24 protein-coding genes are annotated in these 21,382 nt (G+C 68.6%); 9 read left to right on the forward strand and 15 right to left on the reverse strand.

Annotated elements, in window-relative coordinates; translation table 11 throughout:
- Positions 1-49: 49 nt before the first annotated feature.
- Positions 50-727 carry a GTP pyrophosphokinase gene (locus ASF76_RS15015; protein WP_055959433.1) on the reverse strand — a complete coding sequence of 226 codons (678 nt, stop codon included), beginning with the start codon at positions 725-727 and terminating at the stop codon, positions 50-52.
- A 43-nt stretch (positions 728-770) separates the two neighbouring features.
- Complete coding sequence (locus ASF76_RS17155; RefSeq protein WP_156459276.1) at positions 771-908, reverse strand: hypothetical protein; 138 nt, start codon at positions 906-908, stop codon at positions 771-773.
- Between the two features lie 117 nt (positions 909-1,025).
- On the opposite strand from ASF76_RS17155, the gene ASF76_RS15020 reads away from it, so the two are divergent.
- The gene (locus ASF76_RS15020) at positions 1,026-1,352 is read left to right on the forward strand and encodes a DUF7882 family protein (RefSeq protein ID WP_055959435.1); all 327 of its coding nucleotides are present in this window, start codon (positions 1,026-1,028) and stop codon (positions 1,350-1,352) included.
- Positions 1,353-1,398: 46 nt separating this feature from the next.
- Here ASF76_RS15020 and ASF76_RS15025 read toward each other — a convergent pair whose 3' ends face one another.
- On the reverse strand, positions 1,399-1,716 hold the full coding sequence (locus tag ASF76_RS15025; RefSeq protein WP_055959437.1) for a DUF7882 family protein: 318 nt from the start codon (positions 1,714-1,716) through the stop codon (positions 1,399-1,401).
- Positions 1,717-1,830: 114 nt separating this feature from the next.
- Between ASF76_RS15025 and ASF76_RS15030 the strand changes: the two genes are divergently transcribed.
- On the forward strand, positions 1,831-2,142 hold the full coding sequence (locus tag ASF76_RS15030) for a DUF7882 family protein (RefSeq protein WP_055959439.1): 312 nt from the start codon (positions 1,831-1,833) through the stop codon (positions 2,140-2,142).
- Position 2,143: 1 nt separating this feature from the next.
- Here the strand turns inward: ASF76_RS15030 and ASF76_RS15035 are convergent, their stop codons facing one another.
- Positions 2,144-2,398, reverse strand: coding sequence for a three-helix bundle dimerization domain-containing protein (locus tag ASF76_RS15035; protein ID WP_055959441.1), 255 nt, complete (start codon positions 2,396-2,398; stop codon positions 2,144-2,146).
- 98 nt (positions 2,399-2,496) lie between these two features.
- Positions 2,497-3,027 (reverse strand): MarR family winged helix-turn-helix transcriptional regulator, encoded by a 531-nt coding sequence (locus ASF76_RS15040; protein WP_279292013.1) that lies wholly within the window; start codon positions 3,025-3,027, stop codon positions 2,497-2,499.
- Positions 3,028-3,160: 133 nt separating this feature from the next.
- Between ASF76_RS15040 and ASF76_RS15045 the strand changes: the two genes are divergently transcribed.
- On the forward strand, positions 3,161-3,649 hold the full coding sequence (locus ASF76_RS15045) for a MarR family winged helix-turn-helix transcriptional regulator (protein ID WP_055959445.1): 489 nt from the start codon (positions 3,161-3,163) through the stop codon (positions 3,647-3,649).
- 32 nt (positions 3,650-3,681) lie between these two features.
- On the opposite strand, the gene ASF76_RS15050 is transcribed toward ASF76_RS15045, so the two are convergent.
- The gene (locus ASF76_RS15050; RefSeq protein WP_055960210.1) at positions 3,682-3,921 is read right to left on the reverse strand and encodes a DUF3072 domain-containing protein; all 240 of its coding nucleotides are present in this window, start codon (positions 3,919-3,921) and stop codon (positions 3,682-3,684) included.
- 78 nt (positions 3,922-3,999) lie between these two features.
- Here ASF76_RS15050 and ASF76_RS15055 point away from each other — a divergent pair, with 78 nt between their 5' ends.
- Positions 4,000-4,971: an alpha/beta fold hydrolase gene (locus ASF76_RS15055; RefSeq protein WP_156459277.1), complete on the forward strand. Its 972-nt coding sequence runs from the start codon at positions 4,000-4,002 to the stop codon at positions 4,969-4,971.
- Positions 4,972-5,086: 115 nt separating this feature from the next.
- On the opposite strand, the gene ASF76_RS15060 is transcribed toward ASF76_RS15055, so the two are convergent.
- The 5 genes from ASF76_RS15060 to ASF76_RS15080 form a co-directional block, all read right to left on the reverse strand.
- A complete protein-coding gene (locus ASF76_RS15060) occupies positions 5,087-6,328 on the reverse strand; it encodes an ADP-dependent glucokinase/phosphofructokinase (protein ID WP_055959447.1) in 1,242 nt (413 codons plus the stop codon).
- 19 nt (positions 6,329-6,347) lie between these two features.
- The gene (locus ASF76_RS15065) at positions 6,348-7,211 is read right to left on the reverse strand and encodes a ketose-bisphosphate aldolase (protein WP_055959449.1); all 864 of its coding nucleotides are present in this window, start codon (positions 7,209-7,211) and stop codon (positions 6,348-6,350) included.
- A 33-nt stretch (positions 7,212-7,244) separates the two neighbouring features.
- The gene (locus tag ASF76_RS15070; RefSeq protein WP_235561324.1) at positions 7,245-8,159 is read right to left on the reverse strand and encodes a carbohydrate ABC transporter permease; all 915 of its coding nucleotides are present in this window, start codon (positions 8,157-8,159) and stop codon (positions 7,245-7,247) included.
- Between the two features lies 1 nt (position 8,160).
- Positions 8,161-9,090, reverse strand: a complete 930-nt coding sequence (locus ASF76_RS15075; protein WP_055959451.1) for a carbohydrate ABC transporter permease — start codon at positions 9,088-9,090, stop codon at positions 8,161-8,163.
- A 70-nt stretch (positions 9,091-9,160) separates the two neighbouring features.
- Positions 9,161-10,456, reverse strand: coding sequence for an ABC transporter substrate-binding protein (locus ASF76_RS15080; RefSeq protein WP_055959453.1), 1,296 nt, complete (start codon positions 10,454-10,456; stop codon positions 9,161-9,163).
- 233 nt (positions 10,457-10,689) lie between these two features.
- Between ASF76_RS15080 and ASF76_RS15085 the strand changes: the two genes are divergently transcribed.
- Complete coding sequence (locus tag ASF76_RS15085; RefSeq protein WP_055959455.1) at positions 10,690-11,496, forward strand: DeoR/GlpR family DNA-binding transcription regulator; 807 nt, start codon at positions 10,690-10,692, stop codon at positions 11,494-11,496.
- A 139-nt stretch (positions 11,497-11,635) separates the two neighbouring features.
- Here the strand turns inward: ASF76_RS15085 and ASF76_RS15090 are convergent, their stop codons facing one another.
- On the reverse strand, positions 11,636-14,524 hold the full coding sequence (locus tag ASF76_RS15090; protein ID WP_055959456.1) for an RCC1 domain-containing protein: 2,889 nt from the start codon (positions 14,522-14,524) through the stop codon (positions 11,636-11,638).
- Between the two features lie 203 nt (positions 14,525-14,727).
- Between ASF76_RS15090 and ASF76_RS15095 the strand changes: the two genes are divergently transcribed.
- A complete protein-coding gene (locus tag ASF76_RS15095; protein WP_055959459.1) occupies positions 14,728-15,693 on the forward strand; it encodes an AraC family transcriptional regulator in 966 nt (321 codons plus the stop codon).
- Positions 15,694-15,726: 33 nt separating this feature from the next.
- Here ASF76_RS15095 and ASF76_RS15100 read toward each other — a convergent pair whose 3' ends face one another.
- From ASF76_RS15100 to ASF76_RS15110, 3 genes are all read right to left on the reverse strand, one after another.
- Positions 15,727-16,809 (reverse strand): PQQ-dependent sugar dehydrogenase, encoded by a 1,083-nt coding sequence (locus ASF76_RS15100; protein WP_082485211.1) that lies wholly within the window; start codon positions 16,807-16,809, stop codon positions 15,727-15,729.
- Positions 16,810-16,995: 186 nt separating this feature from the next.
- Complete coding sequence (locus tag ASF76_RS15105) at positions 16,996-17,799, reverse strand: DUF1206 domain-containing protein (RefSeq protein WP_055959460.1); 804 nt, start codon at positions 17,797-17,799, stop codon at positions 16,996-16,998.
- 16 nt (positions 17,800-17,815) lie between these two features.
- Complete coding sequence (locus tag ASF76_RS15110; protein WP_055959462.1) at positions 17,816-18,496, reverse strand: phosphatase PAP2 family protein; 681 nt, start codon at positions 18,494-18,496, stop codon at positions 17,816-17,818.
- Between the two features lie 317 nt (positions 18,497-18,813).
- On the opposite strand from ASF76_RS15110, the gene ASF76_RS15115 reads away from it, so the two are divergent.
- Genes ASF76_RS15115 through panB form a run of 3 tightly spaced genes read left to right on the forward strand, consistent with a single transcriptional unit; the run spans position 18,814 to position 21,283 of the window.
- The gene (locus ASF76_RS15115; RefSeq protein ID WP_235561325.1) at positions 18,814-19,548 is read left to right on the forward strand and encodes a Rossmann-like and DUF2520 domain-containing protein; all 735 of its coding nucleotides are present in this window, start codon (positions 18,814-18,816) and stop codon (positions 19,546-19,548) included.
- A 2-nt stretch (positions 19,549-19,550) separates the two neighbouring features.
- On the forward strand, positions 19,551-20,432 hold the full coding sequence (gene panC, locus ASF76_RS15120; RefSeq protein WP_055960223.1) for a pantoate--beta-alanine ligase: 882 nt from the start codon (positions 19,551-19,553) through the stop codon (positions 20,430-20,432).
- Entirely contained in the window at positions 20,429-21,283 is an 855-nt protein-coding gene (gene panB / locus ASF76_RS15125) for a 3-methyl-2-oxobutanoate hydroxymethyltransferase (RefSeq protein WP_055959465.1), read from the forward strand. Before panC ends, panB begins: the two co-directional genes overlap by 4 nt.
- The last annotated feature ends 99 nt before the right edge of the window (positions 21,284-21,382 follow it).

Consider the following 21,382-nt stretch of genomic DNA (forward strand, 5'->3'; position numbering starts at 1 on the left):
CCCTATTCTCCCCACCCGGGAGGGGCGTGACCACCCGCTCGCCGCGCGCTCAGAGCGAGACGATGCCCGGACGCGGGCCTCGGATCTCGCGATGCAGTCGCTCCATGCGCGCATCGAGTTCCGACGCGGTGTCGGCGGCGTTCTTCAACTCGTCCAGCAGCTCGGCCGGCACGAGGCGGTCGTACTTGTAGTAGATCTTGTGCTCCAGGCTGGCCCAGAAGTCCATCGCGATCGTGCGGAACTGCACCTCGACGGGCACGTCGACGCGCCCCGTCGACAGGTATACGGGCACCTCGACGATGACGTGGAGACTCTTGTAGCCGTTCGCCTTCGGCTGGGCGATGTAGTCCTTCACATCGCGCACGGTGATGTCGTCCTGCCGCGTGAGCAGGTCGGACAGACGGTAGGCGTCGTCGACGAAGCTGCACGTGATGCGGATGCCGGCGATGTCGGTGATCGCGGACCGGATCGAGTCGAAGTCGGCCTCGATGCCCTTGCGCCGCACCTTGTCGACGAGGCTGTCGGGCGACTTCACCCTGCTCGAGACGTGCTCGATCGGGTTGTACGCGTGCATCTCCTGGAACTCTTCGCGCAGGATCGAGATCTTCGTCTCGACCTCGGCGAGCCCGAACCGGTACTCCATCAGGAAGCGTTGGAACTCGTCGCGCAGCGCCCTGAGCGCTGCACCGGAGACGGTGATCTGCTGATCGTCCAGCGCATCCGACATGGACACGACGGTACCGACGATGACTACGAGGCCGCTGGGAGCCTCACCGTTGCGGCGGCTCCGATGCTCGCGGGACCAACTCGCCATCGATGACGTCGATGCCGATCAGGCTGCGGAAGACCTCCGGCAGATCGGGGTCGTCCGCGGGCTCGGAGTGCCGGGGGATCGGGGGGTATGTCACGGCGCTCTCCTTCCGTGCGTCCCTCCACTTTGTCAGGAGGCTCGCGCGCCCCCGGGTGGTCTTGACACCGCGCAATGCGGCGCGTACTTCCCCCGTGCTCTGGCGTATCGTGGCGGCATGGGGACCATTCATTACGGCGGAAGCGGCACGGTCGTCCACATCGAGGACCGTGCTCTCGCCCACCTCAAGGTCGTGATCTCGACGAAGCTGCGTCGCGGCGAGAGCTTCACGCTCTCATGGCGTCACCGTGACGACGAGGAACGCGGACGCAGCACGCTGTGGCTGCATCCCGCGATCCCCCTGCGCTTCGTCTTCGACGAGGCCGAACCGGCGACCCTGAGCCGCGAATGGATCGAGCGTCTGGCCGATTCGGCCAACTCCTCGGGCGGCATCCTGCTCGTTCCGGAAGACATGAGTCCGGCCGCGCACTCCGGCACGGCCTGAGCCCGGCTCGCAGCGCGGCGGGCCATTGCTCGCGGAGACCGCGGGATCAGCCCTCTTCGACGTGAGCGTCTTCGCTGGGCTCGGGTGTGATCGCGAGGCCGTTCGGGCCGGATGCGGCGAGCATCAGGTCTTCGACCCAGACGCGGTTGATTCGCGGCTGGCGGCTGCCGTAGAAGTGGAACTGGATCGGCACCGAGGGGTGCATCCAGAAGCTGCGACGCCCACTGCCGTCGCCGACCTCGACGTCGAACATGAACGACTCCGACCGGCGCAGTTTGTTCATCACGACGATGCGCAGGTGCGCCAGCGTGCGGTCATCGATGTCGACCGCATTGGCCACGGTGTCGTAGATGAATCTGCCCATGTTCACGAGCCTAGTCGAGGAAAACAGAGCGCCCTCCTCATTCTCGGATGCCATGCCGGCTCGCCCGAATCAAGCCCTCGGGCCGGTGTCGCGCGGCGAGACTAACGTGCACGTGTGGGAACGCTTTACTACGGAGATGCCGCGACGCCGATCGAGATAGACGATCGTGCGTTGGCGCACGTCAAGGTCGTCATCGCCACCAAGCTCCGTCGGGGCGAGAGCTTCACGCTGTCGTGGACGCACGGACCCGATCAGGAGGTGGGACGCAGCACGGTGTGGTTGCACCCGTCGATCCCGCTGCGCTTCGTGTTCGACGAGCCTGAGCCGGCCCTGCTCAGCCGCGCGTGGATCGAAGCCCTCGCGAACTCGGCCAACTCCTCGGGCGGGCTGCTTCTCGTCGAGGAGCCCCCGCACCCCGGGTCGTGAATCAGACGCGCGGTTGATCGAGGATCTCGCGCGCGCCCTCTTCGACTGCGGTCGGTACGACGAGCGGGCGACCCGCCGAGAAGGCATCCCACTCACGGAGGACGACGCCCTCGATGTGCGCGGGGTCTTCACCGGGGTACTGCGCGCGCAGACGCGTGACCACGTCGTGGAACGACGCCACCGGGACCCCGTCGACGACGGCGACGATCTCAGCCGGGCGCGCGGTCGGGCGCTTCTCGACAGCGCGTTCGTCCATGCGTAGATGGTTTCACGCCGCCCGGCCGGGGCCTAATACTCCGCGGAAAAGTAGCTAGGCGACCTTCTCAGCCACGGATTCATCGTCGCGCGGCGGGGTCAGTGAGCGAGATCGGCGTCGACGGGGTGCGGGTCGACCTGGTCGACGGCATCCTGCAGCCGGCCCAGGCAGGCGATGACGGCCGCGCTCTCTTCCGGGGTCATGTCGACCACGGCCGCCATCATGCGCGAGTGCATGGACCCGAGGGTGGCGCGCACCTCGTCGTCGCTCGCGGACGTGGCGACGATGAAGATGCTGCGGCGGTCGGTGGGGTGCGGCACCCGCACCACGTGGCCGGACTTCTCGAGGCGGTCGACGATCGCCGTGGTGGATGCGGTCGACACCCCCAGGTAGCGCGTCAACTCGCTGGGCGAGACCTGCCGCTCCTGACCCGCTGCCCTCAGCAGGTATCGCAGGACGAGGAGCTCGTTCTCGCCCATCGACATCGAGTCGCGGGTGCGTCGCCGCATCGCCACCTCGGCGGCCCGGTACACGCGGAAGGCCTGGAGCACGTCGACGGCGCGTCGGCGGCGATCCTCTTCGCTCGCGCCGTACCAGTAGCGCGACGACTCCGACCCGTTTACCACCAGGGCATCTTATGACAGCCCGGCTCGTCCAGCCCCCTGCCCAGGCATGTGGAGGGCGGGTACCATGCAATTAGAGTGGCTGACTACTTGATCGGTCCCGAAGACACTAACTCATCGAGATATCCGAGGAGGCGAGATGCGAGACCCGGCGACAGCGGACGACGTGGTGAAGGCACTCAACGACCTCACCGATTCGGGCATCGCCTCCGAGCGTGCGGCGCTGCAATCCCTGGGCATCGGTCCCAACGATGCGAAAGTCCTGCGGTTCCTGCTGCAGCGCGCGGACGACGCCGAACCCGTCACCCCCCGCATACTCGCTGCGATGCTCGGCATCTCGTCGGCGGCGACGACGGCGCTCATCGACCGCCTCGCGGACGCGGGCTGGGTGACGCGGGAGCCGTATCCCGGTGACCGGCGCTCCATCGTCGTGCGCGAGACCATCGACGCCGCGTCGCCCGCGCGTCGCATCCTCGCCGTCCGACGTGCGTCCGCCGTCGCCGCGGCCGCGCGACTGGGTCCGGAGGAACGGCGCATCGTCGCCGACTTCCTCGATGACATCGCCCGCAGCGAGACCGAGGACATGGGCGAGATGTGCCCCAACGACGAAGCGCCCCGCACAACCTGAATCCCAGGTGTCGGGGCGCTTCGCGCGTTCGATCAGGCGTTGCCGCGGCCCGTCTCGTTCTGCAGGCGCTCGATCTGCTCGGAGGCCTCGGCTTTGTTGAGATCGGCGGGGATCTCCTCGCCCGCCTCGCGCGCGAGCGTGTCGAGGTAGCTGCGCTGGGGAGCAGTCATCGGCTCGTCGCCGGTGACCCAGTCGGACGGGTCCTTCTCGGCCGGGTTCTCACCCTCGCGGACGGCACCCAGGGTCTCTTCTTCACGGGAGGAATCGCTCATGAACCGAGGCTAGGCGCGTTCCGTGGCGCGGGACCCGGGATTGACAGGGCGTTCAGGCGTGTACGGCATCCTGGTCTGATGGCTGATGACTCTCGCCCCGCCGACGTGCAGGTCGACACGTACCGCCGGGGTGACGCGCGCACGCGGGTGACACGCGTGTCGACGGGGACGGACACGGGCCGGTCGTTCGTGCTCGTCGCCGGCATCGGGGTCGCTTCGTCGTACTTCGAGTTCCTCGCGCCCCTGCTGGCCGAAGAGGGAGAGGTGTACGCCCTCGACCTGCCCGGTTTCGGCGGTGTCCCGGCATCCGGTGAGCACCCGACCGCGCAGTTCTTCGCCGATCAGGTGGAAGGGGTGATCGATCACTACGGTCTCACCGCGCCCGTGCTGATCGGTCACTCGATGGGCACGCAGGTCGTCACCGAGGTCCTCGCTCGACGCCGTCACCTGACGCACGCGGTGCTGGTGAGCCCGGTGGTCGACGAGACCGAGTCGAACGCGCTGCTGCAGGCCGTGCGCTTCGCGCAGTCCACCGTGCGCGAGTCGATCCACATCACCCTCCTGGCGGTCTCGGCCTACCTGCTGTGCGGATTCCTCTACTTCTTCGAGACGCTCCCGCACATGCTGCGATATCGGATCTCCGATCGCATCGGTGCGGGCCGAGCCACCGTGCTGCTCATCCGCGGAGAGTTCGACCGCCCCTCTCCCCGGCGCCTCCACTCGCGTCTGGTCGCTCGTGCAGCCGCCGCCCGACGGTGGGAGATCGAGGGGGCCGCACACTGCGTCGTCAACAGCCACGCGGTCGGCGTCGCCCGGCTGACGATGCAGCACGTGCGCGACGAGCTCGCACCGAAGGGGCGGATGCCGGCGGCCGAGGCCGCGGTCCCGCCCGCCGCGCACGCCGACATCCGTATGGTGCTCGGGGCGATCGCGAGTCGACTGGCGGAGTGGATCAGCGCGGCGCGCAAGGACGAGAACGGCGTGCAGCGGGCGAAGGCCCGGCATTCGCGCGTGCTGTGGAACGCCTATCGGCCCGGCTCCCGCGACTGACGCCGCGGGCGTGCGAGGCTCGCTCGCCGTGACGAGCGGAGGAGCAGGGAGGAGCGGAGCGCCCGGCGGGCACATTGGTCCTCCTCAGCTCCCCCCTCCTCCGCCGGTCACCCGGTCAGCGCACGGGCGACGTCGCGTCGAGCGCGCGTTCCAGGGCCACCGCCGTCGCGAGACGGGCGGCGGCGGGAACCGCGGCGAGGAAGCCGCCGACGAACGTGTCGCCGAGTCCGATGGTCGTGGGATGCGCGGTGTCGACCACGAACGCGGGAACGCCGGTCGCCCCCCGCCTGCTCTCCGCCGCCGCGACGACCGCCGCGCCCCCGGCGTGCCGCGGCAGCCGCGCCGTGTCGTCGAGGTCGTCCACCGTGCAGGCGTCGCCCCGTCGGTAACGGGTGGCGGCCGTGCGCACCGCACTCTCGAGACCCACGCGATGCCGGGCGGAGTCGGGACCGACGGCGATCGCCCAGTACTTCGTGTGCACCACGAGCGCCCGCGCGGGGATCACCTCGTGCACCTCGGCGAGGGCGGCGACGACGTCGTCGGGTGAGAGCAGGTCGACCGGGCGACCGAGGTACTCCTGCAACTCGTCCTCGTTCATGCCGTAGACGTCGATGCGGTCGAGCAGGCGTGCGCGCACGAGCGACGACAGCTCACGCCGGTAGAACCCGGCGTCCTCGTAGTACACGAGTGCGTCGGCGGGGAGGTGCCGCATCGCCGCGGTGAGGTCGTCGAGACGACGCTCGAGCAGGGCGGCATCCTGCATCGTGTTGAAGCCGGAGACGAGGAAGGCCTCTGCTCCCGTCAGCGCCTCGCCCAGGTCGGCGGCGATCGCCATCTCGCGGTTGGGGGCGTCGTTGGCGAAGATGAGGCGGTTGGATGCCGGGGCGGTCACCGTGGCATCCATCAGCTCGACGGTCGTGGCCTCGGGGTACTGCACGATGAGGTGCGGATCGAGGGTGTCCCGCGTCGCCGACGACACGATGCGCATCGTGGCCGGGAGCAGGCGCCGCACGTTGTCGTCGATGCTCACGAGGTGCTGCACCGTGGGCACGCCGATGCGGTCGAGGGCGATACCCGCGCGCACGCCCGTGCCGCCAAGGGTGATCTCGACGTCGAAGTGCGCGGCGAAGCGTTCGACGATGTCGCTGGAGAGGACGAAGCGCTCGCCTCCCCCGCCGGTGGCGAGGAAGGCGAGCACCGTCACGACGAGCGCGCGCTCGTCGATGATCGGCGTCGTGGTGGTCAGCTCGTCGAGACGGATGCGGTGACTCCGGGCGAGTGCCGAGAGCACATCGGCATCCCATCCGATCTCATAATCGACGGTGCCGCCGAGTCCGAGGACGAGGTCTCCCACCATGGTGCCGGTCTCCGATCTCTCAGTACAGGTCGGCCTTGCCGGCGGCGCCGAACAGGTCGATCTTCTCCGCCGCGGTGATCTTCATGGCGGCGATGGGCTCGGGCTGGATCGCGTTGGGCTCGCGGAGACGCCGGTCGGTGCCGAGGATCTCGCGCATGCGGTCGTGGTAGGCCACCTTGATGTCGCTGGAGATGTTGATCTTGTTCACGCCCAGCTCGACCGCACGGCGCAGCTCGGCATCCGGGTTGCTCGAGCCGCCGTGCAGCACGAGGGGAATGCCGACCGCGGCCTTGATCTCCTCGAGAAGGTCGTGACGCAGTTCGGGGCTCTTCTCGGCCGGGTACAGCCCGTGCGAGGTGCCGATCGCGATCGCGAGGCTGTCGACACCGGTCTGCTCGACGAAGCGCACCGCGTCATCCACGTTGGTGTAGATGATCTCGGCAGCGCCGGATTCTCCGTAGCTGTCGTTCGCGCCGATGGTGCCGAGCTCACCCTCGACCTGCACGCCCACGGCGTGCGCGGCCTCGACGACCTTGCGGGTGAGGGCGACGTTCTGCTCGAACGGCTCGAGCGAGGCGTCGATCATCACCGAGGTGAAGCCCGACTGGATCGCGACGATCATCTGCTCGTAGGTTCCGCCGTGGTCCCAGTGGATGGCGACGGGCACGCTCGAGCGGTGCGCGCGGGAGCGCATCGCCGCGATCAGGTCGGTCGTGATGTGCGAGACCTCGTCGGGGTGGATGGCGATGATGACCGGAGCGGACTTCTCTTCGCTGATGTCCATGATCCCGGTGAACATCGACCAGTCGCTGATGTTGAAGGCCGGGATGGCGAAGCTGTGGGCGTTCGCCACGTCGAGGATGGACTTGCCGGTGTAGAGCACGGAGATTCTCCTTGTTGGGTGGGGTCGGGTGGCTTAGCTCTTCACCGAGCCGGCCGTGAGGCCGCTGATGAAGAAGCGCTGGAAGAACAGGAAGAGCAGCAGCACGGGGATCGAGCCGAGGATGCTCATCGCCATGATCTGGTTCCACTCGTACGAGTGCTGTCCCATGAGCAACTGGATGCCGATCGGCACGGTGCGCATGTCGATGGTGCGCGTGAGGGTCAGCGCGAAGAGGAACTCGTTCCACGCGATCATGAACGTGTAGATGCCCACCGAAACGATCCCGGGGATCGAGATCGGCACGAGCACACGCCAGAGGGCGGTGAAGGAGCCGGCGCCGTCGACGCGGACGGCCTCGTCGAGCTCCTTGGGCAGGGTGTTGAAGTACCCGGTCATCATGATGATCGCGTAGGGCAGCGTGAACACCATGTAGGTGAAGATGAGTCCCGGGTAGGTGTTGTAGAGCCCGAGCCCGACCATCAGGCCGAAGTACGGGATCAGCAGGGTGATCGGCGGCACGGCCTGGACGCTCACGATGATGACGTTGACGATGCGCTTGCCGCGGAACTCGAAGCGGCTGAAGGCGTACGCGGCTTGGATCGCGACGAGCAGCGTCAGGATCGTGACCGCTCCCGCCACCACGTAGCTGTTGATGAAGAAGCGCACGGTCTCGGGGTTGGTGAAGATCGAGATGTAGGCGTAGAACGAGAAGGTCTCGGTGACCAGCCGCGGGGGAAGCTCGAAGATCTGCGTGTTCGACTTGAACGAGCTCGACAGCATCCAGAGCACGGGGCCGGCGGCGAAGACCGCGCCGAGGACGAGGCCGAGGAAGACGCCTGTCTGGGCGACGCGGCGTCGCGTGGCGGTGCGGGGTCGCGTGGCGGTGCGGGTGGGGCGCTGACGCGCGGGGCTGGTGGCGCGCTGACGCGCGGGGGTGGTCAGGGCCATGTCAGTCCCTCGCCTTCTGCTGGCGGACGTAGAGCACCGCGATGATCATCGACAACGCCAGGACCAGCACCGCCGAGGTGGAGGCCATCGAGAAGTCGTACTTCGCGAATGCGAGCTTGTAGGTGTAGGTGCTGAGCATCTCGGTGACGTCGATCGGACCGCCGCCCGTGGTCAGCCAGATGAGGGCGAACTGCTGTGACGTCCAGATGAGGTCGAGCAGCACGAGGCTGACGATGATCGGCCGGAGCTGCGGGATGGTGACGTTCCAGAAGCGCTGCGCCGGGCTGGCGCCGTCGACGGTCGCCGCCTCGTACAGGTCGCTCGGGATGCCCTGGAGACCCGCGAGCAGGCTCACCATGAAGAAGGGGTATCCGGCCCAGATGTTGATGAATGTCACGGTGCCGAGCGCGAGCGACGGAGAGGCGAGCCACTCGATGTCGGTGTTGAGCAGGAAGTTCACGATGCCGTTCGGGGCGAGCAGCATGCGCCACAGCACCGCGATCACAGCGACGGTGAACAGCCACGGCAGCACGTAGAGGCCGCGGAAGATCGCTCGGGGGATCGCGCCGATCAGTCGGCTGTTCAGAAGCATGGCGAACGTCAAACCCAGCACGAGGTGGGCGGCGACGCTGGTGAGAGTGAAGAAGAGGGTGTTGCCGGTCGCCTTCCAGAAGCCCGGGTCGGTGAGGATCGCGACGTAGTTGGCGACGCCCAGGACCTCGGGGCTCTTGTTCAGGATGACGTTGTCCTGGAACGAGTAGCCCATCACCATCACGATCGGGACGATCATGAGGACGAGCAGAAGGATCAGGGTCGGGGAGAGGAACGCGTAAGCCTCGCCGGCCTTGCGGAGCTGGCGGGTGCGGCGCGAGAGCGGTCGTCCGGTGACGATCACCTCGGTGTCGGGGGGTGTGAGGGTGCGCATGGTCATGGTGTGCGGCTTTCGATGAGCGGGATGCCGCACCGCGGGGGGCGATGCGGCATCCCGGATCAGCGTCGGATCAGAACTCCGACGTCCATTCGTCCTGCGTCTTGGTGAGCGCGTCGCTCATCGACTGCTGACCGTCCAGCGCCGACTGGAACTGCGTGCCGAACTGGCGCATGAGCTCCTCGGCGACGGGCAGACCCGTGAACTCGTTCGCGGGGTATCCGTCCTTGTAGATCTCGAACGCCGTCTTGAACAGCTCGTCGTCCTCGACGAAGGTCGGCACACTCTCGGTGTTGCCCGGGAAGGCCTTGGCCATCGTCGACAGCTCGCTGTTGACGTCCGTGCCCATGAGGAACTGCACCAGCTTGAAGGCGGCATCCTTGTGCTCGGAGTTCTCGGCGACGCCGATGCCCCACGAGGCGTAGGGGATGCCGCGTTCACCCGAGAAGCCGTCCTCGGCCGGGATCGCCGAGATGGAGAAGGTGAGGTCGGGGTTGGACTCGCGGATGAGGTTGATGTGCGCGAGCGAGTCGATCATCATGCCCACGCGGCCGTTGGTGAACTCCTCGACCTTGTCCTGCTCCTTCATGGTGAAGGATCCGGGAGCGATGACCCCGTCGGCCCAGAGCTGCTGGATGTAGTCGGTCGCGTCGGAGACGTCGGAGTTCGTCAGGTCGGGCTGGCCGTCCTTCAGCATGGAGCCGCCGGAGGCCCAGACCCACGACATGACGTCGTTCTGCACGCCGTTGGGCGCCTCGAGCGAGAGGGGGAGCACCCATCCCGACACGTCGCCGCCGAGAGCCGTGATCTTCTTGGCGGCGTCCGCGAACTCGCTGCGGGTCGAGGGCGGAGCAGTGACACCCGCCTGCGCGAGCAGACCGTCGTTGGTGAACATCGGGTAGACGAAGTTGACGACCGGGATCATGTAGGTGCTGTCGTCGACCTTGATCTGGCTGGCGAGCTGGCTGTCGTCGTACCCTGCCTCGCTCATGAGCTGCGTCAGGTCGGCGATCACGCCCTGCTTCGCGAAGTCGCTCACCCAGGCGCCGTCGAGACCGACGACGTCGGGCATGGTGCCGGAGGCCGCGCCGGCGAAGAGCTGCTCCTTGGTCGAGGCGTACGGGCCGCTGACCAGATCGACCTTGATGCCGGGGTTCTCCTGCTCGAACTGGTCCATGAGACCGCGGAACTCGCCGTCACCGAGCTCGGGCTCCCACCACTGGGCGAATTCGATCGTGACGTCTCCTCCGCCGTCGGCGGTTCCGGTGCTGTTCGACGAGCACCCCGCCATCGCCAGGAGGGTCGTGGCCGCTGCTGCGACACCGACGAGCTTGATGGCGTTCCGACGCCGGCGCCCGCTGTTGTCCATCGTTTCTCCTCGTTGAGATATGCACTGTTTCGCGCTCTTCTGCGCGTTCTTGCTGCTTTAAGCATGAGTATGCGCTCTTCTGCGGGAGCGGTCAAGCGCTCGATGCAGATTCGTGACTATTGCGGCACCGGACTGCGCGTGAGGCGGCAGAATCCGCCGTTTTGCTGCTGTTACGTGCTGTTTTTGCGGAATTCATGCGGCTTCCCGTGCCGCTCTGTGCTAGAGATGACGGCATGGACGCAGCCGCAGTGACGACGAAGAGGCGCTTGCCGGCGGGGAGGAAGGCCGAGCTCGCCGCATACGTCGCCGAATCAGGGCAGGTCACGGTCGTCGATCTCGCCTCGCACTTCGGTGTCTCGATCGACACCGTGCGCCGTGACCTCGATCAACTGGACCGTGAGGGCATCGTCGTGCGCACGCACGGAGGTGCGGTGAGTGCGATGTCGGTGCCCGGCCGCGACCGGGGTCTCGACGTCCGTCTGCAGATGCAGATCTCCGAGAAGGAACGCATCGCCGCCCTGGCCGTCGACCTCGTCGAAGACGGCTCCGTCCTGATGCTCAACGCCGGAACGACGACCCTCGCCGTCGCCCGCGCGCTGCGCAACCATCGCAACCTGACGATCGCGACGAACAACCTGCGCATCCCCGCGGAGATCTCCCCCAGCGTCTTTCGCGACCTCTTCATCTTCGGCGGCGCCGTTCGCACCATCACGCAGGCCACGACCGGCCCGGTCACCCTCGCGATGACCTCGAACACCACCGAGTTCGACATCCGCTGCGACTACGCGCTCATCGCCGTCGGCGCGGTCGATGCATCGGGGTACTCCACGAGCAATCTCGGCGACGCCACGATGATGAGCGAGATGATCCAGCGCGCCGATCGCACCGTCATCCTGGCCGACTCGAGCAAACTCGACCGCCGACTGTTCGCGCAGGTGACTCCGCTCGAGAGGGCCGACTACCTCGTCACCGACGCCCCGCCGTCCCCCGACCTCTCCGCCGCCTTGTCGGAGGCGGGGGTGACGGTACTCACGCCCTAGCGAGTGGGCCCGAGAATCAGAGGGGACGTCGCACGTCGCGAATCGACGCGGGGTCTCGTCCGGGTCTCGACGACGGAACGGCCCCGATCCGACGAAAGGGTCGTCGGACCGGAGCCGTTCGATGTCGGTCAGTGCGCGATCACTCCGTGATCAGGTACAGCGCACGGAAGGTGTGCCAGTTGTGCAACGAAGCACGGATCTTCGTCACCGGTCGACCCGGAGTCACGAATCGCGGCGTCGTGGTGTAGCCGATTCCATCCAGTCCCGTCTTCCCCCAGGCGGCCACGCGTCCGTCGTCGAGCAGCGCATATGCGGCTCCGATGGAGCCGGCGATCTCCTTGACTCCGCTGAGGTTCGCGACCTGACCGGGATAGTGACGGTCGTTCGTCGTGCCGTCACCGAGCTGGCCGGCCAGGTTCGAACCCCAGGTCCAGACCGTCCCGTCGTTCTTCAGCGCCATTCCGTTGTAGCTCAGCCAGTCGTCTCCGTTGCACCCCGACAACTGCTTGACGTTCGTCAGTGCGCTGATCTGCAGCGGTGTGTTCGAGAAGGTGGTCGTTCCGTCGCAGAGCTGCCCATTCTGGTTGCTCCCCCACGCCCACACGGTGCCGTCGCCCTTCAACATCAGCCCACCGTCCATTCCCGACGCCATCTGCACGACATTGGACATCCCCGGTATCGGTTGAGGCGTTCCGCGCGTGACGTCCGTTCCGTCGCCGGTGCGGCCTCCGGTTCCCCACGCCCACGCCTGACCATCCGCCGTGAGGGCGAACACCGCGCGCGCTACGGTGCTGGCGATCTTCACGACGCCGGAGATGCCGTCGACCTTCATCGGCGTGGGCCAGTTCGAGGACCATTTCGAGGAGTCGGCCTGCCCGAGCTGACCTTCGAGACCCCCACCCCAGGCATAGACGTCACCGGAGCGCGTCAGAGCGACGCACCCCTCGAGCGTGGTCGTCACGTCGACGATGTCGGAGAGACCCGGCACAATGCCCCAGACGTATCTGTTGGTGAAGGTTCCATCGCCGAGAGCGCCCGTGAAGTTTCCGCCCGTCGTCCAGACCGTCCCGTCCTGGAGCAGAGCGATCGCCCAGGCGCCCGATGAGCTGAGGTCGACGACGGGCGACGGGAACACGGGAGAGGTCTGGCGAGGCACCCATTCGGTCGTTCCGCTAGTACCGACACCGAGGATGCCGAAGTAGTTGCTCGCCGCGACGATCATGTTGGCTCCCAACACGGTGACCGAATCGGACGCCTCGCTCGCATCGTCTGCGACGGTGACGCGGACGGAGTCGCCGGGCATGGTCCATGCATCGGGGGTGACCGTGGTCGCGAACTCACCGTTCGCATCCGTCGACCCGCTCGCTGCACCCACAACGGCGCCCCGCGTCGCCGCCAGGGTCAGCGCGACGCCGGCCACGGGCACGCGTGCGGAGTTCGATGCCTTCGCCGTCACAGCGGACGCCGAACCCGCCGTCACCGTGGCATCGGCGACGTCGACGGACAGAACGGCCTGGCCGGTGATGAGGTACAGGCCGTGGAAGCCGTACTTGTTGTGCTGCGAGGCGCGGATCTTCGCTACGGGGCGTGCCGGCGTGACATATCCGGGAGTGGATGTGGTGCCGACGCCGTTCAGGAATGTCTCCCCCCATGCGGCGACCCGATTGTCTGACAGGAGCGCGAATCCCGACGTGATGGAACCGGTGATCTGGGTCGCCGTACTGATGTTCAGAACCTGCACCGGAGTGTTCCGGTCGACCTTGGTGCCGTCACCGAGTTGACCGAGGTTGTTCTCGCCCCACGCCCACACGGTGCCGTCCGACTTCATCGCGTACCCGCTGCCGAATCCGAAGTCCGACCCCGGACCTCCCGAGATCTGCGTGACGCCCGACAGGCCCGGAATCTGAACCGGCGTCGCGCGCGCGGTCGTCGTGCCGTCGCACAACTGGCCCTTGTCGTTGTTGCCCCACGCCCACACCGTCCCGTCGCTCTTCAGCGCCAACCCTCCGCCGCCGAATCCGGACCCGAGCTGCACCACATCGGTCAACCCGGCGATCGTCGCCGCCGACCCCCGCGGGTTCCCGTCGCCGTCACCACGCTGGAATCCCGCCCCAGCACCCCACGACTTCACCGTCCCGTCCGACATGAGCGCGAACACCGCGCGCAGCGAGGTCGAGGCCAGTTGCGTGGCCCCGGGCAGCGACTTCACCTTCTGAGGGGTGGGCCACCGCGACCCCCACTTCGACGGATCCTCCTGTCCCAACTGCGCATTCATGCCATCGCCCCATGCCCACACGTCCCCGTTCGAGGTCAGAGCATGCGACGCCCCCAGCGTCGTGGTCACCGAGATGACATCCGACAGCCCCGGCACGATTCCCCAGACGAACCGATTCGTGAACGTCCCATCTCCCAATGAACCGTCACCATTCGATCCCGTGGACCACACCGTCCCGTCCGCCAGCAACGCCAGCGCATGCGTCCCCGCCGCGCTGATCTCCACCACCGGCGACGAGAACTTCAAAGACGTCTGCACCAACTCCGTCTGAGAGTTCCCGGACGAGCCGATACCCAACTGACCCGTGTAGTTGCTCGAACCCACCAGCATGTTCGCCCCGACCACCGTCGCCGAACCGGACTCGGAGAGGTTGTGCGACAGAGCCGTGACGGTGGTCGCCGATCCCGGCGTCGCCCACGGGCGACCGAGATCGAGCGTCTCGGTGACCTCCCCCGAGCCGTCAGTCGTTCCGGTCGCGCTCCGGGTCCCGAGCGTCAGCGTGATCGGCTGCCCCGCGGCGGGAGCGCCGGCCTGGGTGGTGAGCACGCCGGTCACCGCGGTGCCGCCGGATGCCACGGCGGTCGTCATCGGGACGAGGCTGAGCCTGTACCGCGAGTTCGACGCGGCGAGCGCCGGCGTCGAGGTCGTGAGCAGGATAGCGGGAACGCTCCACAGGGAAGCGCCCACCACCGTGCGACGGGAGAGCCCACCGCCGCCCGTCGGTGGCTCGATGATCGTTTCGTTTTCCAGCATGTCGTTTCCTCTCGCGCGAATCGGCACCCGCGCTCCATCCTGCGAGCGCGGTCTCCTTGTCACGGCCCCGCGGAGGCAAGATGCGTCTTTCGCGTGTCGATACGTCCGATGTGCGTCGGCCCGGGTGAGCGGTCGGGTCACAAACGCGCGGCCAGATGCGAAGACCCCCGCGGAGGTGATCGCGCGCATGCCACGATCGCCGGATGCCACGCGACGACGACCTCGACGAGTCCGCACGCCCGGGCATCGGACGTGTGCGGGTGTTCTCGGGCGAGGGAGCGACCGCGACGCATTGGTACCGACGGCGAGGCTGGGTGGCATCGGCCGCGGGTGGCGCGACCGCACTCCGCTTCGAGTCTCGCGAGATGCGACTGGACGACATCGTCATCCGCTCCCTCGCGAGCACGCCTGTGACCATGACGTCGTCACGGGCGGCGACGGCGTCCCCGCGCCGACGGATCCTCCTCACCGGCTCGGACGAGGCCACCGTGCTGGCGCCGACGCGCATGAGTCTCGATGTCCCCTCCGCCATCGTCCTTCCGACCGATGGGGCCTTCAGCGTGCGATGGTCCTCACCCGTCCAGCTTGTCGAAGTCGAACTCGCACCGAAGGGAGTGGAGTGGCCCCATCGGCTCTCCATCGCGCCCGCTCGCGCGGCGGCGATCGCGGCGCGTTCTCTGGCCCTCTCCCTGCTCGCGACCACGCGGGAGATCCGCGCGACCGAGATCGGTCACCTGAGCCTCGCCGTGGAGTTCGCGGCGACGGGTGCGGGGACGGACGCCGCGGGTGCACCGGTGTCGTTGTCTCTCGTCCACGATGCGGAGCGCCTCATCCGTCGCAATGCTCACGACCCCACGTTCTCGGTCGATGCGCTGGCGCGCATGTTACGGGTGAGTCGCCGCCATCTGACCCGCGCCCTCTCTCACACGGGAGCGTCGCCGCGCGAACGCATCCGCGACGCACGGATCGCGCTTGCCCGGGCCGCTGTCCGGGTCAACGGCGAGCGGGTGCTACGCGACGACACACGTGCTCGTGCCGTGGGCTTCGCTTCTGCCCGCGCTCTGCGCGAGACGCTGGCACGGATGGAGAATGCCCTGCCGAACGGCGCGAGGTGCCCCGACGAGGAGCGAGGTGAAACGTGGGCGACCTCCCACCCCGTCCGCAGATGACCCGCACGGTCTCGGCAGGGCACGAGGCCGGCCTCACCCCCGCGAGACGCTGACCCGCAGGATCACGTCGGAATCGCCGCCACCGCGATCGGTGTTGCTCGTGACCACCCACAGCGATCCATCCGGGGCCGCCGCGACATCGCGAAGGCGCCCGTATTCACCTACGAAATAATCGTCGAACACGCCGAGGTCGCCGGTCGGGACGATACGGAGGCGCTCACCCCGCAGGTTCGCGATGACCACCGCGCCCTCGACGACCGCGAGTCCGCTCGGACTGGCATCCGCGGGCGCCCACTGCTGAACCGGGTCGACGAACCCGGCCCGTCCGCCGATGCCCTCCACCTCGGGCCAGCCGTAGTTCGAACCGGGTTCGATGACGTTGAGCTCGTCCCAGGTGTCCTGCCCGAACTCCGACGCGTACATGGTGCCATCGGCATCCCACCCGATGCCCTGCGGGTTCCGGTGACCGAGACTCCACACCGGCGACCCCGGGAAGGGGTTGTCGGCGGGCACCTCTCCCTCGGGGGTGACCCGCAGGATCTTGCCGCCGAGCGACCCCGGATCCTGAGCAGCATCGGGGTCGGCCGCGTCGCCCGCCGTGACGTAGAGCAGGCCGTCGGGACCGAAGGCGATCCGTCCGCCGTTGTGGATGTTCGCCGAGGGGATGCCGTCGAGCACGGTCTGCGCGGCCCCGAGCGAGAACGAGCCCGGCGTTCCCTCGAGTGGGAACCGCATCACCCGGTTGCCTCCGGGGATCGTCACGTAGGTGTAGAGATAACCGTCGGCGTGCGCGATGCCCAGAAGTCCGCCCTCTCCGCGCGCTGCGAGATCGGGCACCTCCCCCACGACCCGCGTGTCCCCGTCCGTGATCTCGAGGATCTCCCCCGTGTCGCGCTGACTCACGAGCGCGGTGTCGTCGACGAAGACGACCGACCAGGGAGTCGTGAATCCGGATGCCACCACCTCGGGCGCTCCGACGGGGGCGAGGTTCCCGAGGGTGGGCGCGGCGGCGCTCGCGGGCGGCGTCTGGATCGGTGCGGCGGCGGGCGGCACGGCATCCGACTCCCGTTCCGCCGCGCACCCGGCGAGCGCGAACAGCGAGAACACGATCGCCATCGCGGAAGCCGAGCGGGCGGAGGGTCGATGCGGGGACGAAGCGTGGCGACGCCGGGCGGAGCCGACGGATGCGAGGTCGATCATGGGGCCTCCTCGGCACTGCGGTGGTGGTTCCGTCCTACCCGTCGCACCTGCGAGCGCTCTGGGGATCGCACCCCGCCGGTCGTCTCCGGCTCACCCGCGTTCTCACATGCGCGCGTAGCGGGCGCGGGCGAAGCAGAACACGCCGTAGACGACGAGCCCGGCACCCACGACCCACAGCACGATCTGGCCGAAGGGCAGACTCGCGAGCGATCGCAGCGCCGCATCGATACCGCCGGCCGCGTTCGGGTCGTGGGTGACCGCGGCGACGATGAAGAGGATGCCGGCGACCCCCACCGCGATGCCCTTGGCGACGTAGCCGACGGTGCCGAAGACCCGGATGCCCCGACCCGCGGTGCCTCCGGGGATCGACAGGCTCTTCTCGAAGGCGCGCGTGATGCCGCGCACAACGAATGCGACGCCGATCACGGCGACGCCGAGGCCGACGATGACGAGCAGGGCCACGCCGCCGGGCATCGCCAGGATCTGCGCGCTGAGGGTCTTGGACGACTCCGACGACTCCGAGCTCCCGCCCGTCGCGAGGGTGAAGGCCGTGGCGGCGATCGCCACGTAGGCGATCGCGGTGCCCACGTACTTCGCGCGGTGCGCCCACCGCTTCTTGGCATCCGGATCGCGCTCCACGATCGCCTCGGCGATCTGCCAGACCGCAAGGGCGGCGAGTCCCACCACGATCACCCACAGCAGCGCGATGCCGAGCGGTGCGTCGCGCACCTGCTGCAGCGCTCCACTCTGGTCGGCGCTGTCGCCGGCGGAGCCGGTGGCGATCGAGACGGCGATGACACCGATCAGCAGATGCAGGAGGCCGAGGACGACATAGCCGACGCGGGCGGTCACCCGGAACGCGGTGGAGTCCTGTGCCTTGTCGGCGGCGGCGGTTGCGGAGGTCATCCGCGAACCCTAGCGCTCACTCCGCGGACGCGTGAAGGCGTTGCGCGCGGCGTACACGCCACACCTCGACCATCGCCCACACGAGCGTGGCCACGGCGACGCCCTCGAGAAAGCCGGCCACGACGTCCGACAACCAGTGCGCGTGCAGGTACGTGCGGCTCCACATCATCAGCACCACCCACACCGCCCCGACGATCCAGACCCATCGGCGCCGCAGGATGAGCGCGAGCGTGAGCGCGATGGTGGTCGCTACGGCGGTGTGCCCCGAGGGGAACGAGGTCGCCACCGTCTCGGCGAGCGAATCGGCCGGACGACTGCGGGCGATGACCGCCGCGAGAGGCGCACCGATCAGCACCACGAGGGCGATGGATGCCGCGATGTTCAGAGCATCCCACGGGCGGCGGACGATGAGGAAGACGATGGTCGTCGCGACCCCGATGATGATCATGCCGATCGTTCCGCCCACGATCGCCGGCACCCACGCCACGATCACGCCGACGGGGTCCGCCAGCGCCGCCATCGCGTCATCCCACGCCTGATCGATCGGCAAGGGGGCGGATCCGCTGAGGGCCACGGCGAACCGCAAGCCCACGAACAGCACCGCCGCGACCACGCCGACGACCAGGGCGATCGGGCGGCGCGGGTCGATGCGCGGCCGATCGGGGAGCAGGGCGGTGTCGTCTGTCGTGGCATCCATCCGCGAATCGTCCCAGGCGCGGGCGCCGCGGGCCAGCACTTGCCGTGAGCGCCGGCATGCGTCACGCGGTGGAGTCGCCGCCCGCTCGACCCCGAACGCAGCGGCAGCATCTCCTGCATCACGCAGGCGACCGCGTCTCGTCGACGGACCCCCGCTGCCGAATCCGACGTGGTGGCCGCCGACGGGCCCACCTCGCTCCACGGCGCGGTGGGCACCGCTCCCCCGGGAGCGAGAGCGAGTACGGTGGAAGGCGGCGAAGCCGCCCCAGGGGCCGGCGCCACACGCATATGACACCGCCTTCCCTCCCCTCCGCCCCGATGCTTCCGGGCCCCGTGCTCGTCGTCGGCGACGGTCGCATGGGGCGCGCACTCGTGGCCGCATTGACAGCCGCCGAGGTGCCGGTCGTGGGACCTGCGGGTCTGGGCGAGTCGGGCGAAGACGCTGCGATCGTGCTCCTCGCGGTCCCGGATGCCGCGATCGCCACCGCCGCGCGCACGATCGCCCCCGGCCGCACGGTCGGTCACCTCTCGGGGGCACTCGACCTGTCGGTCCTCCGACCTCATGACGCCTTCAGCATCCACCCGCTCATGACGGTCACGACGGCCGGAGCTTCGTTCGTCGGAGTGACGGCCGCCCTCGCCGCGACGACTCCCGCGGCTTCCGCCATCGCCTCGGCGCTCGCGGAGGCCCTCGGGATGACGGGCGTGGAGGTGCGGGACCGCGACCGCGCGGCCTACCACGCGGCCGCGTCCGTGGCCGCGAACTTCCTCGTGACGCTCGAGGGGATGGCCGAGGAGCTCGCCGCGACCGCGGGGATCAGCAGACACGCCCTGGTCCCCCTGGTACGTGCCGCCGTCGATAACTGGGCGGAACGCGGAGCGGCTGCAGCCCTCACCGGCCCGGTCTCGCGCGGCGACGACGCCACGGTGGCGCAGCAGCGTCGCGCCGTCGTCGAGCGTCTTCCCGACCGCGTGGCGCTCTTCGACGCGCTCGTCGACGCGACGCGCGACCTCGCCAGTGCTCAACGACCCGGAATCGAGTGCCTCCCGTGACAATCCGCATCGTGCGCACCGTCGACGAACTGCGCGCAGTACTCACCCCGCGCCGGTCCGGAGGGATCGGGTTCGTGCCGACCATGGGCGCCCTCCACGAGGGGCACCTCTCGCTCCTGCGCGCCGCAGCGGCCGACAACGCCACCGTTGTGCTGTCGATCTTCGTCAACCCGACCCAGTTCGGCGAGGCCGCCGACCTCGACGCGTATCCGCGCACCGAGGAGGCCGACATCGAGCTGGCCGAGAACGTCGGCACCCACGTCGTCTTCGCGCCGTCGGCGGCCGAGATGTATCCGGCGGGCTTCGCCACCACCGTTTCGGTCGGCGGCGCCCTCACCGGAACGCTCGAGGGCGCCGTCCGCGGCCGCTCCCACTTCGACGGGGTCGCCACGGTCGTCGCCAAGCTGCTGCTCGCCGTCCAACCCGACCGCGCCTACTTCGGCGCGAAGGACGCCCAGCAGGTCGTCGTCGTCCGGCGCATGGTCACCGACCTCCGCATCCCCGTCGAGATCGTGACCCGGCCGACGTCGCGTGACGCCGACGGCCTGGCCCGCTCCAGCCGAAACGCGCGGTTGTCGACAGAGGAGCGCAAGCTGGCAGCGGTCATCCCGCGGTCGCTGCGCGCAGCTCAGGATGCCTTCGCCTCCGGCATCCGGAACACGAGTCGCCTCATCGCCCTCGTGCACGAGGGACTCACCGAAGTCGGATCGGATCACGAGTACGTGGAGATCGTCGACGCCGACAGCCTCGAACCGCTCACCGACATCGCGCGCCCGGCGCTGCTCGCGCTCGCCGTACGGGTGGGGCAGGTGCGACTCATCGACAACGTGGTGCTCGATCCCGGTACCGAGGACCGCATCACCCTCGAGAGGAACCTGACATGACACGCCGCAAGGTGACGCTTCGCCGGCTCCGCGAGCTCGCCGAGGCCGGCACGCCGCTGGTCATGGTGACGGCGTACGACTACGCCTCGGGCCGGGTGGCCGAACGCGCGGGGGTCGACATCGTGCTGGTCGGCGACTCCGGCGCTCAGGTGGTGCTGGGGCACCCCGACACCACGTCGGTGACGCTCGACGAGATGCTGACGCTGTCGAAAGCCGTTCGCAGGGCGCTTCAGACTCCCCTGCTGCTGTGCGACCTGCCGTTCGGGTCGACCGAGCTGAGTGACGAACAGGCGGTCGCGACGTCGATCCGTTTCGTGCATGAGGCCGGCGCCGAAGCGGTCAAGATCGAGGGCGCGAACCCGGCACGCCTCTCCCGCCTGCGGGCGATCGTCGAAGCCGGAGTCCCGGTCGTCGGGCACGTGGGACTGACACCGCAGACCGCGACCGCGCTCGGCGGCCTCCGCGCCCAGGGACGCACGTCCGATGAGGCGGTCCGGGTCGCGCGCGATGCGCTCGCCGTGCAGGAGGCCGGGGCCTTCATGCTCGTCATCGAGGCCGTGCCCGCCGACGTCGTCGACGAGATCCGCCGGGCCCTGCGCATCCCCGTCATCGGCATCGGCGCGGGGGCCGCGGACGGACAAGTGCTCGTGCAGCACGACCTGCTCGGGATCACGGAGGGCCGCGCACCCGTCTTCGTGAAGCGGTACGCCGCCCTCGGCGACGCGATGGTCGAGGGCGTCGAGACGTACGCCCGAGAGGTGCGGGAGGGCGTCTTCCCCGCGAGCGAGCACACGTACCCGGCCGCAGCCGGCGCCGCGGCGGCGGTGCGGGAGTTCATCGACGGGCTCTGACGGACGACACCCGGTCCGCCGACGGTTCCCCGGGCGTCGGTCCGGTCGACGGATGCCGAGGCTTCGACATCCCCTGGACCCCGCCGCGGTGGGCAAGCC

It is taken from the genome of Microbacterium sp. Leaf151, from assembly GCF_001424225.1.
GTDB lineage: Bacteria > Actinomycetota > Actinomycetes > Actinomycetales > Microbacteriaceae > Microbacterium.